The 17,158-nt window shown below is 40.9% G+C and carries 16 protein-coding genes; 7 read left to right on the top strand and 9 right to left on the bottom strand.

Features of this window, described 5'->3' with window-relative positions; translation table 11 throughout:
- Positions 1–475: 475 nt before the first annotated feature.
- The 3 genes from ACHSBP_RS17255 to ACHSBP_RS17265 form a co-directional block, all read right to left on the bottom strand.
- Positions 476–622 (bottom strand): DUF3626 domain-containing protein, encoded by a 147-nt coding sequence (locus ACHSBP_RS17255; protein ID WP_010558280.1) that lies wholly within the window; start codon positions 620–622, stop codon positions 476–478.
- Positions 623–843: 221 nt separating this feature from the next.
- A complete protein-coding gene (locus ACHSBP_RS17260; protein ID WP_395389764.1) occupies positions 844–2,391 on the bottom strand; it encodes a hypothetical protein in 1,548 nt (515 codons plus the stop codon).
- A gap of 125 nt (positions 2,392–2,516) precedes the next feature.
- Positions 2,517–3,239 carry a hypothetical protein gene (locus ACHSBP_RS17265; protein WP_395389765.1) on the bottom strand — a complete coding sequence of 241 codons (723 nt, stop codon included), beginning with the start codon at positions 3,237–3,239 and terminating at the stop codon, positions 2,517–2,519.
- A gap of 202 nt (positions 3,240–3,441) precedes the next feature.
- On the opposite strand from ACHSBP_RS17265, the gene ACHSBP_RS17270 reads away from it, so the two are divergent.
- Positions 3,442–3,738 (top strand): DUF6482 family protein, encoded by a 297-nt coding sequence (locus ACHSBP_RS17270; RefSeq protein WP_105172182.1) that lies wholly within the window; start codon positions 3,442–3,444, stop codon positions 3,736–3,738.
- A 49-nt stretch (positions 3,739–3,787) separates the two neighbouring features.
- On the opposite strand, the gene ACHSBP_RS17275 is transcribed toward ACHSBP_RS17270, so the two are convergent.
- Positions 3,788–4,231, bottom strand: coding sequence for a hypothetical protein (locus tag ACHSBP_RS17275; RefSeq protein WP_395389766.1), 444 nt, complete (start codon positions 4,229–4,231; stop codon positions 3,788–3,790).
- Here ACHSBP_RS17275 and ACHSBP_RS17280 point away from each other — a divergent pair.
- The 3 genes from ACHSBP_RS17280 to ACHSBP_RS17290 all read left to right on the top strand — a co-directional run bounded on the left by ACHSBP_RS17280 (position 4,216) and on the right by ACHSBP_RS17290 (position 9,114).
- Positions 4,216–5,418 (top strand): PQQ-dependent sugar dehydrogenase, encoded by a 1,203-nt coding sequence (locus ACHSBP_RS17280; RefSeq protein ID WP_395389768.1) that lies wholly within the window; start codon positions 4,216–4,218, stop codon positions 5,416–5,418. The genes ACHSBP_RS17275 and ACHSBP_RS17280 overlap by 16 nt on opposite strands.
- A 445-nt stretch (positions 5,419–5,863) precedes the next feature.
- Entirely contained in the window at positions 5,864–6,640 is a 777-nt protein-coding gene (locus ACHSBP_RS17285) for an ABC transporter substrate-binding protein (protein ID WP_010558286.1), read from the top strand.
- A gap of 305 nt (positions 6,641–6,945) precedes the next feature.
- Entirely contained in the window at positions 6,946–9,114 is a 2,169-nt protein-coding gene (locus ACHSBP_RS17290) for a M3 family metallopeptidase (RefSeq protein WP_395389769.1), read from the top strand.
- A gap of 49 nt (positions 9,115–9,163) precedes the next feature.
- On the opposite strand, the gene ACHSBP_RS17295 is transcribed toward ACHSBP_RS17290, so the two are convergent.
- The 4 genes from ACHSBP_RS17295 to ACHSBP_RS17310 form a co-directional block, all read right to left on the bottom strand.
- Positions 9,164–9,817 (bottom strand): XRE family transcriptional regulator, encoded by a 654-nt coding sequence (locus ACHSBP_RS17295; protein WP_010558288.1) that lies wholly within the window; start codon positions 9,815–9,817, stop codon positions 9,164–9,166.
- A 181-nt stretch (positions 9,818–9,998) separates the two neighbouring features.
- Positions 9,999–10,502, bottom strand: coding sequence for a YgjV family protein (locus tag ACHSBP_RS17300; protein ID WP_395389771.1), 504 nt, complete (start codon positions 10,500–10,502; stop codon positions 9,999–10,001).
- Between the two features lie 70 nt (positions 10,503–10,572).
- A complete protein-coding gene (locus tag ACHSBP_RS17305) occupies positions 10,573–11,148 on the bottom strand; it encodes a Crp/Fnr family transcriptional regulator (protein WP_395389772.1) in 576 nt (191 codons plus the stop codon).
- On the bottom strand, positions 11,145–12,176 hold the full coding sequence (locus tag ACHSBP_RS17310; RefSeq protein ID WP_010558291.1) for a nitronate monooxygenase family protein: 1,032 nt from the start codon (positions 12,174–12,176) through the stop codon (positions 11,145–11,147). The genes ACHSBP_RS17305 and ACHSBP_RS17310 overlap by 4 nt, the downstream gene beginning before the upstream one ends.
- Before the next feature lie 395 nt (positions 12,177–12,571).
- Between ACHSBP_RS17310 and ACHSBP_RS17315 the strand changes: the two genes are divergently transcribed.
- Positions 12,572–13,954, top strand: coding sequence for a Na+/H+ antiporter NhaC family protein (locus ACHSBP_RS17315; protein WP_010558292.1), 1,383 nt, complete (start codon positions 12,572–12,574; stop codon positions 13,952–13,954).
- 59 nt (positions 13,955–14,013) lie between these two features.
- On the opposite strand, the gene ACHSBP_RS17320 is transcribed toward ACHSBP_RS17315, so the two are convergent.
- Entirely contained in the window at positions 14,014–15,072 is a 1,059-nt protein-coding gene (locus tag ACHSBP_RS17320; RefSeq protein ID WP_100914701.1) for a peptidase M42, read from the bottom strand.
- 244 nt (positions 15,073–15,316) lie between these two features.
- On the opposite strand from ACHSBP_RS17320, the gene ACHSBP_RS17325 reads away from it, so the two are divergent.
- Both ACHSBP_RS17325 and ACHSBP_RS17330 read left to right on the top strand, forming a co-directional pair.
- Positions 15,317–16,618 carry a hypothetical protein gene (locus ACHSBP_RS17325; protein ID WP_395389774.1) on the top strand — a complete coding sequence of 434 codons (1,302 nt, stop codon included), beginning with the start codon at positions 15,317–15,319 and terminating at the stop codon, positions 16,616–16,618.
- Between the two features lie 228 nt (positions 16,619–16,846).
- Positions 16,847–17,155 carry a hypothetical protein gene (locus ACHSBP_RS17330; protein ID WP_100914700.1) on the top strand — a complete coding sequence of 103 codons (309 nt, stop codon included), beginning with the start codon at positions 16,847–16,849 and terminating at the stop codon, positions 17,153–17,155.
- Positions 17,156–17,158 lie beyond the last annotated feature (3 nt).

Raw genomic sequence — 17,158 nt, forward strand, 5'->3', positions numbered from 1 at the left:
TCTGAGCCTGAGGTTAGTTATTCTTGGAAACGTTAACAATAAATTAACGTACCGAATACTGGTACTTTTTGACAGCGTTGTCAAACGCTATTTTTAATAAGGGCCTTATCAGTAGTATTGGTATAGCAAAACCATAAAAAAGGCTTACAGACTTGGGCAAGCCTTATCGTTATCACGAACGGTAAGATGAGTATTGCCAGTTACACGCAACATTGTTAGTGTTGGATTTTCGCGCTGTAACAAAAGCGCATAAGGTAACAGAGTAAAAAGTAATTTATAAAGTATGAGTTTTGGAAGATACCACGTTTGATTACAGGGAATTCATAATCAACAGCTAAAAAGACCATAAAAAACACTCATGCTAATTACGCATGAATGTTTTTTATGTCTCTAACTTAATTTCAGTGCTGACACGCTAACAAATTCAATTTGGTTAGCTGTTTGAAGCACCATCAAATACGCTCTGCTCCCAAAGCTAGCGCTCTACAACAGCATACGCTGTTAAACCGCCATTACTGGTGCCTATTTCAAATTGCGATTGCAAGTGACCTGCTTTTTGCATTACGAGCACCAGCGGCACGTTTTGATTAGTAAAGCGATCTGGGTGAAAATTAATAGTCACGGGGCAGTTAACAACGCTTCCCCCCTTTTTTGACTTTAAGCGAATATTTTCAATTGCTTGCGGAACAGCATTTCATTACTTCTGCTAACAGCCCACCTCTATCACTTTAATCCAATAATAATAGAAACAATAGATTAAGACTTACCCAATACGGGCTTGCTTAAAAAGACAACACCCTAACTCATTTAATAGCAAGGGTGCTTTTATTAGAAAGTAATAAATTAAAGAAAGCTGGACTCCTTTGACCACTGTTTATTCTGGTATGACATAATTTCATCTGATTTAGTCACACAAAAACGAGGGAAATACTCTGCATCGTGTAAGATAAATTTGCACTCACGTGGCGCTTCAGAAAAGTTATGCCACTTGTTCTTTTGCGCATCATATTTTTGCAAGAAAAAGCTCACATCTGCTAAATTAGCAGCAATGCGGTATGCTGTTCCATTAGTCAGTGATTCGAACAAAATACTGCCAATGGTGTATAGTGGTGTGCTAAGTTCTTGCCACGTTTGCCCTAAATCTTTTGAAACAAATAGATCAGAAAATGCGCCTTGTTGGTTGTATAGCGTAATTATTTCACCTAACACATTAAAGTTTGTGAATTTTTGAGGCACATTTAAATTTTCTGTCTGATACGTATTCAAGTCGATAACATCAAGTAGCTCTGGCGATAAGCCAATATAGTATTTATTATTTACAATTTTGCCGTGTGCTCTTGCACCCCATTTTCTAAAATTCGAATAGATTTCTTTTTTAGATGCGAAATTACTAGCGTCAAACTCATAAACTTTTAATGTATAGTTATTACCTCCGAATGGAATATAGTTTACGTCTTCATAATCAGCTGTGATTACATAAACTTTGTCGCCTAAAATATCGATATCTTGAATTTTTTCATTATTTTCAAACTTGCTTACCACTTGCCATTGTTCTTGCGCTTCAACAATCATTTGTTGCGCTTCGTTTGCCGCTAATAGCTTTCCATTTGAAAGCGTTCGAACGGTATGAATGTCGCTCACTTGATTTGTTTGAATAATGTCCCATTGCCCTTTTGCATCACGCTTTTTGATTACACCAAGCTCGGCACCATAATATAAGTTTTGATTATTATCACTTGCCGGAATTTGCGACTGTATTGGTGGTAACGCTTTGATTGCTAAATTATAAAATTGATCAGCATCTAATTCATCTGACAAACCTTTCTTCAACGCTCCTTCTTGAACACTGTGCACATAAACATTTATTAGATCAACCACTAAGCCTTGTCCTGAACTTGTCATCACACTTTTGCTAGGCAAAGGCATTTTTTTTGGCTGCCAAACGATACCATTTTGGTTCGACAAGTAAGGAGAATATTTTGCGATATGTGGGGCTATTAATTGTTCTTCGTTACCTAAACGCTTTGGAATCCAAATTTCTTGATCGTCCCCTAAATCAAAGTAAATCAAAGAGCCCATATCAGTTAACGTACCTGTTTTTACGTTAATCGTTGGAAACCCTTTTATCTTGGACTGCATACCCATTTTGCTAATAGCATATTCCCCCTCAGGTAGCCATAAACCAGAAGTGTTATTGATACGCGTGGTGAGAGTGTACTTCTTTTTAGTAGCTATATTTGTAACTTCCACATTGGGATGAAAACGTGGCAAATTTACAACTAAATAACCATGTGAGTTTGAGAGTAATTGGGCGTTTTGGTCTTTCGGTGTACTTTGACAGCCAACTAAAAAGAAGATGATAGCGGCGCAACATAGATGTTTTAAGTTCACTCTTTTTCCTTAAGCGAGTTTTATTATAATTATCGCCCGCAACTTTATTTTGAATGTAAATACCCTGCAATCAAAAGATCTGTATTCATTTTAGTAAATGTAAATCAATGTGAAATATTAATAAGTTAAAACAACTTATTACCCATCAAAATTAACGCATTGCCGATTGCGCCAAGTGCGAATAATCGCAGTAAAATAATCGACATGGTGCCGATACCACCGGCTGAGGTGTTTCTATATTTCAATGGGTATTGATGAAATACTAATAAGTACAAAACATTAAATAACCCAACGCGCATAGCGTCGAGGGAGATGGTTTTACCGTCGTTTAAATGAATATCGCAAGTATGCAAAACAGCGCGTGTTTTATTGGCAACGCCACCGACTCGGTGCTTGTTTTTGCGAATATAGGTGTAGTTAAAAACCACTTCGCTTATATCGCTTTTATTAACTAACTCACTGCCACCTTTTTTGACTTTTTTAGCGAGCTCTTCAATTTCGATGTGATTTTGGCTAATGGTCATCACTTTTTTACTGCCAAAACCATATTTTTTAATCGTTACTAAGCGCTTAATTATGAATACCGTTAAAAAGCTGCCTAAACAAATTAAAAAAGCGATGCCACGCGGGTAATGTTCTACTAAATACAAACTTGATAGCGCAATCGCCATCACCAAAAGGGCAAAAAACACTTCAGCCCAACCTGATAACACGGCTAACGCAGGCAAAGACTGAAGCCGTGTTACTGAATCGGCTTGTAGCGATGATTTACCTTGAAAGGAAGCGTATCTAAACCAATCTTTGTCGGTTAAATCAAGTTCGAGCGAGTGCTTTGCAATTGAGCGCATATTAAATCCATTTGTGCTAGCGATGGTTGTTTTGATTAACGGCGATTCCGTTGTTGCCTTGCCTATTTTATTGGCTTTACTAAATATGTAAATAGAACAAACTATTAGCTTGTTTAACACATAAAAATTAACGCTACTAGTTAATCTAATTTGAAGTGGTATACGTAATAAACAAGGTTATGATTTAAATAAGAATACGACAATGAAACTGAGCAAATTAGAAAAGTACTTTGAAGTTGAAAAACTTGTTTTTAATAGCCTTGATTTAGCGCTTTACAACGTAAGTGCAGTGGTTGAAGGACAGGAATACATCATTACTGATGAGCGAGGTGAACGCATAAAACACCATAATTTATTGGCACTACAACAGCGTTTTCAAAATGTAAAAGCTAAAAAACAGGTGGTACGTCAAAGCAGCGCCTACGATGAGATGATTGGCGGCCCAGTTAAAGGGAGTAATGAGATGGAAGTGTCGCTTGGAGATAATAAGCTGTACTAAATAAGCTTAGAAGATTATACGTTAAGCTTACTTTAAAGCTAACAGCTTATTATTTACGTGTTAGCGCAGCACTTACTTTTGAAAACACAAAACCACCTGCGGCGCCAGCGAGTAATTGGGTATAAAACCCCCAACCTCTTGCGCCCGCAATTACGTTAATTTTCACAATGAGTTCAAACGCAATTAACACAGTTGCGAGCGCTGCAATACCTGCAAAGGTAAACCATACATCGCGCGAAATAGCGTATTTTTTGCTAAGCCAATTAGCAACCGTAAACGCGATTGCTAATGCAACTGCGATAATCACGCCATAGGTTGTGATCATGCCAAGCCAATCTTGCGCCATTACATTAAGACGATAACCTAATGGCACCACCACACCAACATTTACTAACTGATTGACAACATATTGGCTATGGAACAAGCTAGCTATGGTAAAGCTCAGCAGCCATGCGACTAAAAACGAAGGTAATAAACGTGTTAAAAATAACAAAGTTAGCGCAACTCAACAAAGGTATATTCCCTCACACTAGCAAACACTTGGGTTGTAAACAATGGTTGCTTTGTATCGTCTTTAGTTTTGTCACATCTGTAGGTGTTTCAAAAAACGCCATTGCAAGCGACACCAACTTACCGTTAGAAACTTACAACATACATACCCTTGCTACCGGATTAAACGCGCCTTGGAGCATGGTGGAGTTACCCGATGGAACATGGCTGATTACTGAACGAGACGGCCATGTCGTAATGGTAAAAGGCAACAGCCAAAAACGGCTAAACGTTAACTTTGAAGGCCTGTACCTTGCAGGTCAAGGTGGCTTGCTTGATATACTGCTTGCACCTGATTATGTGCAATCAAACACCGTTTATTTTACCTACGCTCAAGGCAACTTAAGCGCTAACCGCTTAGCCATCGCAAAAGCACAGTTTAATGGCACAGAATTTTCAAAACCTCAAATTGTGTATACGGTCGCAACCGATAAAGGCACACCTCAACATTATGCTGGTCGCGCACTAATACTGCCTGACAATACCTTGCTGTTTTCAAGTGGCGACGGCTTTGATTATCGTGAACAAGCACAAGTTGTAACGAGTCAATTAGGAAAAATGCTACGCATAAACCTAGATGGCAGCATACCTAACAACAATCCATTTAAAGATCACACAAACCAAAACGCTCATACGGTTTTTTCTCTTGGCCATCGCAATGCACAAGGGCTTGTGTACGATTACGATGCAAAACGCATTGTAAGTCATGAACATGGCCCTGCTGGCGGCGATGAGCTAAATTTTTTAAGCGCTGGAGAAAATTACGGTTGGCCGGTGATCACCTACGGTAAAGACTATTCACAAGCGCGAATTTCGCCGTTTACTCGATACAAGGGTATGAAACAACCAAGCATTAATTGGACACCCTCTATCGCCCCTTCTGGCATGGCTTACTACGGCACACGTTATAACGCGTTCCCATCACTACAAAAGCACGTATTAATTACCACGCTCGTTGATAGAAAACTGTACGCAGTTGATATTAACAATAATCGCTTTAAACAAACCGCTGTATTCCCCGAAATAAGCGGTCGCTTGCGCGACGTATTTGTTAGCAATAGCGGTAATATCGCCATTTTAACCGATGGCAAAGATGCCAAATTGCTACTTGTTTCAAAGCTAAGTAACTAGGGTCTGTTGACCTTTCAAGTTCGTTTTTGCAGCAGTTTGATTGGGTTTTATACAAGGCAGAGACTGCGTGGCATAGTCATTCTATGTGAGTCAGCCGATAACACAGTAGAAAACTCAATCAAGCGCTGCCGAATGGTTCTTTTGAGCGCACTTTTCTCATTGTTGCTCGATATTTGCTTAGGTTACTAGGCCACACATCGAGCGCCGCGATAAAAGCACGCTCAAAAAGAACAAAAATAGAACAGCAAAGGTTAACAGACCCTAGCCTAAATTCAATAGGCGCTGTCACACTGAAATATGTTAGTAACATAAAAACATAGTGCTTAGCTATGTTTTACACAATTAACCATATGTTGACCAAAACTCGTTTTGTAAGCTGCTTTTTTGCATAGCTATTTCAGGCAAGTCACATATAATTACCACTACTCAACGACAAAGAAATACTATGCTTTTAAACGCCTTACTCACATTTTTGCTTGTAGTTAGCTTTAGTATTAATGCTAAGCCTTGGCGACTTTGTCATGAAGATAAAGAGTACCCGCCTTACCTTACTAAGCCAGTGCAAAACACTCAGCCTGGAGGGCTTGTAATTGACGTGTTATCTGGGGCAGCAAAGCACGCTAATACACCGATTACTTTTGTTGCTCGTCCATGGAAACGCTGCAAGAAAGGCGTTAAAAATGGCACATATGACGGCTTGTTTGTAATGCTTAAAACGCCTAAGCGCGCAGAGCAATTTGCATACCCAACAAATGAGCAGCACTACTTAAATAAAGTAGATTATGTCATTTTGTATAAAAAAGGCTCGCCGCTGCATCGTGCCGAATCGAACGGCAAACTGTTTAACGAACAAGGTCAGTTTAATTTTAATTATTACAAACGCATACAAGAATTTGGCTTACAAGCACCCACTGGCTATGTATTACATCAATTTTTAAAACAGCATAACGTCGCCGCAAATGATAACTATGACTTAGATTTGGGCATCAACCAAGTCGCTAATGGCAGGCTCGACGGTTATGTAGTTGAAAAACGCGCAGGGTTAAAACGTGTTGAAGCACTTAACAAACAAGGTATTGTTATCAGCAGTCAGGGAGTGTTAAAACGCACCTATTGGTACGTACCGTTTAATCGAGATTTTTATAACAACAATAAAGACGATGTAGCGCGCTTTTGGCACCACATACAATTAAGCCGTGAGCAAATCTTAGCTCACGACTAGAGCGTGTTGATCTTTGTGGTCTAAATGCCAAACAAAATGCTGCAGAAATAGACAGCAAAGGTCAACACGCTCTAATTTAACCCAAGTTAGGTTAAATTAAATATCGCGCCAAACCACACAACTCGACCAACACTATTTTAGGTAAAAACGCACCACTCCCCTTCAAACACGTTAAAACACCTAACGCCAACACCTAAAATTTCAGACAAGCACCATCATTTATGAGATAAAATTCATTTTATTTGTTTTGTTATAATGTATCATTTTATAAATAATCTAATAACAAGCCTTTTAAGGGGAAAGTTGTGCAACATAAAACCTACCTAGCTTTGGCAATATCTGCAGCAGTTATGCTGACAGGTTGCTCCAAAGAACCTGAGAGTCCTAACAAAGCACATACAGAAGTAAGTGAAACCACTTCGAAAGAGAGCAAAAACGCGCTCACGCAAAACCCATTTTTTAAAGAGTGGAATACGCAATTTGGTTCGCCACCATTTGATGAAATAAAAACAACCGACTTTTTACCCGCTTTTGAAAAAAGCATGGCTGAGCATAAAAAAGAAATCAATGCGATCACACAAAGTGAATACGCACCAACATTCGATAATACTATCGCCGCTATGGAGCTTGCAGGTGCGTCACTCACACGCGTTTCTCGTGTGTTTTTTAATTTAACTGGCACAGAATCAAACGATGAAATGCAAGCGTTGCAGCGTAAAGTGTCACCAATGCTAACGCGTCACAACAATGAAATTCGCATGGATGAAGCCTTGTTCAAACGTGTAGCGCACGTTTACAACAACCGTTCTGGTGCAAATTTAAACCCTGAACAAACTCGTTTGTTAAACCGTGTATACGACAGCTTTGTGAGAACAGGTGCAAACCTAACCGAAGAACAACGCGCTGAACTCGCATCCATCGATGAACGTATTTCCGAACTTTCAACCCAGTTTGGGCAGAACTCTTTAAATGACTCGCGTGCGTTTACATTGGTATTAGAAGAATCAGATTTAGACGGTTTATCTCAAGCACAACGTGATGCAGCAGCCGCAGCGGCAAAAGCGAGAAACTTAGCAGGCAAATACGTGATTACACTAAACCGTGCCAGCGTTGAACCGTTTTTACAATTTTCGAGCCGTCGCGATCTACGCGAAAAAGCGTTCAAAGGTTGGGCAAACCGTGGCGACAACGATAATGAGTTCGACAATAAGGCAATTATTGCTGAGATGGTATCGTTACGCGCCAAACGTGCTCAACTGCTTGGTTATAAAAACCACTCTGAATATGTACTGTCAAACGCGATGGCAAGTTCTCCAGAAACCGCAATGGACCTACTGTTAAAAGTGTGGGAGCCAGCAATTGAAAAAGCAGAACAAGAGCGTAGTTGGATAAAAGAGCAAATGGCAGCTGAGGGTGTTAAGCACGAGCTAGCTGCTTGGGATTGGCGCTATTACGCAGAAAAAGTACGTAAAGCCAAATTTGACTTAGACCAAGGTGAAATTGCCGAGTATTTCGAGCTTGAAAATATGCTTGCAGCAAAATTTTATGTTGCTGAGCAATTATTTGGCCTTAAATTTGTTGAACGTAACGACATTCCTGTTTACAACGAAGTAGTTCGTGTATGGGAAGTGCAAGACAAAACAGGCAACGCCATCGGTTTATTCTTTGGTGACTATTACGCACGCTCAAGCAAGCGCTCAGGCGCTTGGATGAGCTCGTTCCGCACCCAGCAAAAGCTTGCTGGCGATGTAAAGCCAATTATCGTCAACAATATGAACTTAAATAAACCAGCTGAAGGCGAAAAAACGTTAATGAGTTACTCCGATGCAGTAACCTTGTTTCATGAGTTTGGCCACGCACTTCATGGTTTATTATCTAACGTGACTTACCCAACGCTTGCTGGCACAAGTGTACCTCGTGACTGGGTTGAGTTCCCTGCGCAACTTTATGAACACTTTATTGCGCAACCAGAAATGCTCGAAAAGTTTGCTCGTCATTACAAAACCAACGAGCCTATGCCTAAAGCACTTATTGAGCGTATTAAACAAGCAAGTACCTTTAACCAAGGCTTCGCAACGATTGAGTTTACGGCATCTGCACTTGTCGATATGGCATATCACCAACTAACAGACGTAAAACACTTGGATGTACGTGCTTTTGAAAACGACGTGTTAACTAAGTACGGTAAACCTAGTGAAATTATTATGCGCCATCGCAGCACGCACTTTGGCCATATTTTTGCTGGCGGTTACTCTTCAGCCTATTACGCATATATGTGGTCTGAAATCTTAGATGCCGACGGGTTTGATGCTTTCTTGGAAAAGAAAAATATTTTTGACCCAGAAACGGCAGAGAAGTTATATCACTTTATTTACAGCCGTGGTGATACATTAGATTACTTCGAAGCATACGAAGGATTTAGAGGCCGAAAGCCTACCACGGATGCACTACTTCGCAATCGCGGGCTAGATTAAACAAAAAACCGAAGTCAGTGACTTCGGTTTTTTTTGCTCACTTTTAATGTTATATATCGCGACCAAACCACACAACTCGACCAACAATACGTGCTTGTTCACCCGTGGCATGGGTGATTTCAAAGCTTGGGTATTCTGGATTGTCACTTATTACTTTTACGCCGCCACTAAATGGTTTTAAGCGTTTAGTTAACAAACCATCTTCGGTGTGTACTAAATAAATATCTTCTTTATGCGCTTGCTTTTGCGACATATCCACTAAAATCATATCGCCGTGTTCTAGGGTTGGTTGCATACTGTCTCCGCGTACAGAAACAAACGCCAACTGCTCTGAATGCACACCTAATTGCGATGATAACCACTGTTTCGAAAAACCAAAATGGTCAGAAATTTCTTCCCCTGCGCCAACTTGGCCAAAGCCCGCACTGGCTTCTACATCAAACTTAGGTGCAAGTACCATATCGGGTTTAGTGTTATTGGTAACGTCGTCAGTAGCGCGCTGGCCTGTAATTAGCCAATTTAAATCAATGCTAAATTGCTCACTTAATTGTTCTAAATAAGCAAGCGACGGGCGGCTGCCACCACGACACAAACGATAAATAGTTGAAGCCGAACGCCCGGTTACTTCAGCAAAACGCTTTTTGTTGCCTTCTGTGATTTGGTCAATTAACGAAAGAAAGCGGCGAGAAAAGGCAGTGCTCATGGTAAGTTCAGCTCCAAAATTTTAGTGGAGGCTGACTTTACCTATATTCACACTAAATTCAACGTAACCAAGCTAAACTCTTAGCTGTATGCCTTATTTTTAAACACATCGTTGGATTTGCAGTCAATAAACCTGAGCTTAGCTAAACAACCCCCTTCCAACACAAGTCCCCTCAACCAAACTAAGTGTTAACCGATAACTGCTTTTTGGCATAAAAACGCCACAAGCCAATCAGGTTACTGATTAAGAAAACACTTTCCATCAGTACAGCTACTGGCGAAAACACCAACACATTGTGCAAAATCCAACATAAGGTGCCAACAATCATAAAACAGCGCAAAGTAAAATCATTTGCTTGAAACGACGCATAGGTTTGCAGTAAAGCCGCAAGCAGCGCAATTAGGCTTATCCAGCTATGCCAAGTAATATAAACCGCAGCAATACTCATCGCCATAAAACCGAGCATTACACGTGGATCTCGTGCAAAAATACAATAGCCATAACGCAATGCCGCCAACAGCATTAAACATGCTGCACTTATTTTATCGAGCAACAGAAAATGCACTGCGGTAAACAATACCGAAGTAAATAAGCAGGTTAAAATCGCACTGCGCGATTTAAATTGAAACGAGGCTAAATCAAGTAAAGTAGCGATTGCTACCAAACACTGCGACACAATAAACATAACGGCTCCTGTAAAAAGGGGCAGTCTAATCAGGCGCCAATGTAAAAACCTTAACTTAAGTTAATTGCCGTCAAAATGATTTGGTTAAATTTAAACGACGGCGAATGCGCGACAATGATATTGCCGACACTCCCAAGTACATTGCCACTTCGTTCAAACTAAGCGTTTCTAACCAATGAGGTTTATTGTCGAGTAAATATTGATAGCGTTGCTCGGGCGTATTGAGCAATAAAAAAGCCTCTTTGGCTTCTTTAAATAATAACTGTTGGGTTATAAGCTGTTGTTTTATAAACTGCCAATCTGCATTTTCCATTAACGATAATGGCACCTTAATTACGCGAGCCTGACGTATTACTTTTAGCTGATAAAGCGCAGGACTGTGCGTTAGCCAATTGCCATACAAAAGTGCAAATTCATCTTTAAAATAAAACTCTTTGCATTTTTGCCCGCCATCGGAACTTGCGTGCAAAGCCCCAAGTACCCCTGACAAAATTAAAAACCCCGCGTGTTGCGTTTCGCCTTGTTGTAATAGTACCTCGCCTTTGGCATAGGTTTTAATATCAAATTGCCCTGCTAACTTTTGCTCAAATAAGCTTGCAAGTTGCTGATAACTATCACCTAGTTCAAGGATTTTTGGCGTATTCAATGGTGCCAACCTCGCATTAATAATTGAGTAATCTCACTTGCATTCACGCTATCACGCACCACAAAATGCTGACCACACCAAAGTGGCGAAAAATCACTTTTGCCAGCGGCTTCTGCACGGGCGCGGATCGCCGTCATCGCAATTGACGCAAACGGGAATGGCGGTACATGTGACGGCATGCTGTCAAGCTCAGTTATCGCACGGTTGACTATTCCGCGCGCAGGGCGACCAGAAAATATAGTCGTCAGCACTGTTTGGTGCGGCTTTTTTAGTGCCGCGCGATGGAGCTCACTTGTTGTGGCTTCATTACTTAATAAATAGGCACTACCAATTTGTACCGCACCAGCACCTAGCTGCTGAAATGCCTCAACGTCTTCAGGTTTACTAATACCACCAGCGGCAATAATTGGCACGTCTAAAGTGACACATTGTTTTACCAATTGCTTGGTTGTTGGCTGCTGCATGATGTTAGTCGATAAAAAATGGCCGCGGTGACCACCGGCTTCAATGCCCTGTGCAATAATGGCATCAACACCGTTTTCTTTTAAAAAACACGCTTCTTCAAACGTGGTTGCCGATGACCAGACTTGCCCACCCCACTTTTTAATTTGCGACACAATCTCCTTGGCTGGCAAGCCAAAATGAAAGCTCACTATTGGCGGTTTATATGGCGCGATAATCTCCAATACACTTTGATCAATAGGCGTGCGCGATGCACTGCTTGAAAATCCTGATGCATCAATATTAAACTCGGCAAAATAAGGGGTGAGTAATTGATGCCAATCCATTTGCTGCTGCTTGCTATAATTGGGCGTGGTGTGGCAAAAAAAGTTTAAGTTGTAGGGCTTATCTGTATGGCAGGTTAGATAGTTTAATTCGCTAACTAGCTGCTCTTTTGTCAACATAGCACACGGCAGCGACCCAAGCCCTCCTGCATTGCAAACCGCAACGGCCAATTTGGCATTTTGTACTCCCGCCATCGGCGCTTGAATAAGCGCAAGCTCAGTATTAAAAAACGTTTTTGTCATTGTTACGATCCTTGTTGTAATGAAGAAAAGCCAAAGTGTTAGCGCATTATGCTATTCAAATAAATTAAAGGAACTGAGTTTGCGTTAAGGTGTTTAAATTAAACTGTTTTTGTTAAGTGAAAAATAAAAATGCCGTAGCACCACACTCAGTACTACACTAACATTTAATGGTTAATAACCTATTGAAATTTAATAATTTAACCCATTGATTAAAACTATTTTTTGATAAGACAAAAATTTTAAATTGACGCAAAACGTAATCCTGTTTATTTTCGCCGTGATGTTTCAAGAAGGGCCATACTAAGCGCTGGTCAACCCAATATTAAGCAGATATCCGCATGCCTATTGCTGCGATTTACACCTTTAAAAGTAACCATAATATTGGAACCATTTGAATGACCGAGCCGAGCGTTATCAGCTTAATTCCACCCATTGTTGTACTGACACTTGCTGTAGTACTTCGCCGCCCTATTTTAGCCCTTGTGTTAGGTGCGTTAGTAGGCTTAGCCCTGCTTGATTTTACGACCATTTTAAGTAATTTTGCCGAGGCATCATTAAAAGTGATGGCCGACGAAACCATAGGTTGGCTAATTTTAGTATGCGGTAGCTTTGGTGCACTTATTGCGCTATTGGTGCGAACTGGTGGTGCACTGGCATTTGGTCGCAGCGCACTGAAACTTGCCAAAGGCGCTAAGTCGTCACTGCTTATGACCTACTTGCTGGGCGTGGTGATCTTTATTGATGACTACCTAAACGCTTTAACTGTAGGCGAAACCATGCGCCGCGTTACGGATAAATTTAAAATCTCCCGCGAAATGCTGGCCTATGTGGTTGATTCAACCGCCGCACCTATTTGTGTGCTGGTGCCACTATCTACTTGGGCGGTGTTTTTTGGTGGCTTGTTGGTTGATAACGGTGTTGCCGCAGAAGGGCAAGGCATTAGCGTTTACATCGACGCGATCCCCTACATGCTCTATGCCTGGGTTGCCGTGTTTATGGTGCCATTGGTTATTTTAGAGGTGATCCCACTGTTTGGCCCTATGAATAAAGCCGAACTTGCAGCAAAAGCGGGTAAACCAGCACTTGAGCAAGTCGATTTAAGCGAAGTGCAAACACCCGATGAATACGCTGCAAAAGCAATCGAGCAAGAATTCGAAAATGCCGATAATAGCGGTAAGCTCTACAACTTTTTAGTGCCAATAGTGCTTCTTGTAGGCTTTACCGTGTACTTTGATATTGATGTGTGGAAAGGCTTACTGGCAACATTGGCTGTGACCATTCCATTTTATATGGCACAGCGTTTAATGCCGTTGGCCGATATGTTGGAGCAAATGATTGATGGCTTTAAATGTATGTTACCTGCCATTGGTACGGTTATCGCTGCATTTATTTTTAAAGATGTGTGCGACAAATTGCTATTGCCACAATATGTAATGGACACACTAAGCCCGTATATGACAGCACAATTACTGCCTGCGATGGTGTTTTTATCAATGGCTATTTTAGCGTTCGCTACGGGGTCGAGTTGGGGTATTTTTGCAGTAACAATCCCAATTGTAATGCCACTTGCTGTTGCGGTTGATGCGAACATTCCGCTTGTGATTGGTGCGCTATTATCAGCGTCATCTTTTGGTAGCCAAGCGTGTTTTTATTCTGATTCAACGGTACTGGCAGCGCAAGGCTCAGATTGTAACTTAGTCAGCCATGCTGTAACCCAATTACCTTACGCACTGCTTGCAGCTGCAATCGCATTTATTGGCTTTTTGCTACTGGCATAAACTCAATAACCTGATAAAACAAAAGCGTCAGCAATATGCTGGCGCTTTTTTATTGATAATTAGCCTCTTTTTGAGAGGGCCATTAATACATTCAAAAAGGCTTCTACCGATGCGATTGAGCCCGATTCATCCATTGTGTGATAGCTGGTTGTTGGCACTTGAATAGTGGTACCATCCACTAAACCATTCGAACTGGCGATAATACGACCAAGCTCAGTACTACCAATAGAGCGTGGCGCTTCCCCCCGCGCGGCAAGCTCTTTATTTATTTTTTCCATATATTCATCTTTATAGATGTAGCTTAACTGCTGCTCTTTACAGATTTTTTCCACTAACTTAGTTGCCGCTGAATTAAACGAAGCGTTGGCATCTTTTTTTCGCAGCACTAAATGTTGTTTGTTGGCTGATTCAACATCGGGAAACGGGCTAGTATCCACCACAAATAAGCGGTTAGTTGAGCCACCAAAACGACGAAACCATTCCAATAAATAGCGCCAGCTTTTACCTGCTTCTTCTTGCGCGGTGAAAAACACTGTGCCTTCAAAGCCCAAACTAAATAAATGCACGAGCGCTGCCGCCGACAGCACATTATCGAGCTGACCGGTTAATCGCTCTTCCGAAATACGTAGTTTGTCTTTAAACGCAACCGGTGTTCCGGCAACGGCACTTTCAAGGCCGTCAATTTCAAAAATAAGGTTATTTCGATACTCACACACATAAGAATGCTTGATCATGCCTTGCCCGCGATACGCACCAGACCAAGGTTCGTAAGCATACACCGGGGTAGACTTATAGCGCTCGGTGATTTTAGTCATGAGTTCTTCAGACACTGAGTTATTGAGCAAATCAGTGCGGTTTGCAGCAATAAATGCTGCATATTGAAATTCGTTCGGCCCGGTGCAAATTAAACCATGGCGGTCGATATGTGCGGAAAACATTGCACTGAACGGCTTTTTACCCTGCGCAACTAATAGTCCTTCGTACCAAGTTACGGTGGCTCCTCGCTCTTCAAGCTCGCGCTGCAATACACGAAAAAACGAATGCTCCGCCCCGACCACACTCGGATGGCGAATAATTTCTTTTAATAAATCGATATACTCTTGGCTTAATGTGCTCATTAATTTCACTCTAAAACGCGCTAAATAGCCCCTACTAAGTTTAAAAGCCTAGCGAGAAGCCGTCATTTTTTGCCTAGTTCGATATCTTTGCACAAGCGTTTTATGGCTAAATTTAAAGCACCGAATTAACTGCAAGTATCTGCCTGAATCTACAAACTAGCAAGTAAAATCAAAGCCAAAATAAATACTAAATTATTGGGCTAACCTGCCGATAACATATTGATTCACAAACAAGGACGTGATTATGAAATTACCTAGCATAAATAGTTATGAAAACCTCTCAAATGCGGTGCAAAATAAAAACACCAGTATTGAACAAGCTGTAAACACAGCAAAAGTAAACGCTAATGACCAAATAGCGCCAGATTCTGTATTTATTAGCCAGGTTTACCTTGTTGATTTTGATTTTAACAGTTGGTTAGCCGAACCCGACCAAGCCAATTTATCCGATGAGCAAAAACAGCAGCTTACGTCGTTGTATGAGCGACTTTCTGAAGAAGACTTCATTAATTTAGCAAAAACAGATGTGCTAAAAAACGAACAGTTTTTATCATTGTCAGGGCAGCTCGATAACGAGCATTTAAATGGATTAGTAAGTGCTATTGCGGGCTTGTCTGTGCCTGCAAGCATGTTATTTGTGCATGTGAATGAATACCAACCTCCGCGCACGGAAGAAGAAAAAATAGCGCAATTTATTGACGTGATTGCCAACCAAAATGAAGTAAACCGAGACAAAATTATTTCGCAAGCAGCACTTTATAGCGAGTCCGTAAATACATACAAAAAAAATAGTCGCGATGACGGTACCTACTCGGAAATCAATTTGTACTTTAGTACCGATTCAAGCGCAAATAACCTACAAAATTTTGTATCAAGTGTCATTTCGTCAGATAACCCAGGTGATTTAGTAGACAAACTCAGTAATTTTAGTGAGCAGCAGCAAAGTGCAATGTTAAATGTACTGGGGTTTGATAATCATCTTGGTACACGTTTACTTGATCAGTTACACGACAAAGATGAAACCGCACGTCAAAACATCGTTTCATTTTTAGGTGATATTACGCAAAAATCGGGCGCCTTTTTAGAATTTTCCGCCTTTTCGTCTCGTGACCCCGATAACCCACTTTATCTCCGTAAGGGCCATGGCGACAACATGTATACAACAGTGCAAGATATGGTAAGTAAAACCGTTAATTTATTAGAAGATTACGAGTTTTCTGACGAGCAGCTGAGCAAATTTGGCGAAGACTTAATAAATCATCCACGCCAGCAGCAAATCGCTTATCTAGACACCTTTACTATTGGCTTAGAAAATCTTATCCAACGCGATGAAAACAACCAAGAAACCTATAATCCGCTAGAAGATGCCAAATCTGCGACGCAACTGTTTGCACTTTTGAATGATGAAGCAGTGCTAGAGAAAATGTATCAAACCAGACAAGGAGAAGATTATCGCGCAGGCACTTTCTTTAAGGTGAAGTCGTACCAAGAGTATCAAGCAGATGCAAAGCAGCTGATGGCGCACTATTTACCCTCAATTTCTTAATCCCTTGTGCGCCAACTGTGCAGGTAACGCTGTTGGCGCTTATTAATTCACAATCCTAATATATAAAAGCCGATAATCTAACATTGGTAGCCCATTAAATCCTTGGTTATAATACCAATTCACTTAAGTAGCTGATCACATACTTAACAGAATTGGTATAATTGACGTTTCGCAGGCTGAACGCTCTGCTTCCCCATTTGATATTTTCGTAGTGAGCATCAAAAAACAATGAAAAAACTCTCAAAAGTTCAACTAAAACAACAAGCTTTGGTGCTTAGTATTGCAGATGCGCTAGAGGCAAAAGCCTTAGCTGAAATTCCGGGCATGGTGCAATGCTGGTTTGATGTTGAATATCACTTGTTTCCAGGATCGCTATTACTTTGCTTTCAATTCGAAAATGAGCAAGCCTTAGCCGCTGCTGAGCCTAATCTGCTCACTTGGCAAAAACGCTTAAGTGCAGCGCTGGTAAAAAAAGGTGTTGTGCTAAAAGATATGCGCAAACACTTAGTATTTACCTTAAAAGGCCCTGACGATTAAGCT

It is taken from the genome of Pseudoalteromonas sp. XMcav1-K, from assembly GCF_044005875.1.
Taxonomy (GTDB): domain Bacteria; phylum Pseudomonadota; class Gammaproteobacteria; order Enterobacterales; family Alteromonadaceae; genus Pseudoalteromonas; species Pseudoalteromonas spongiae.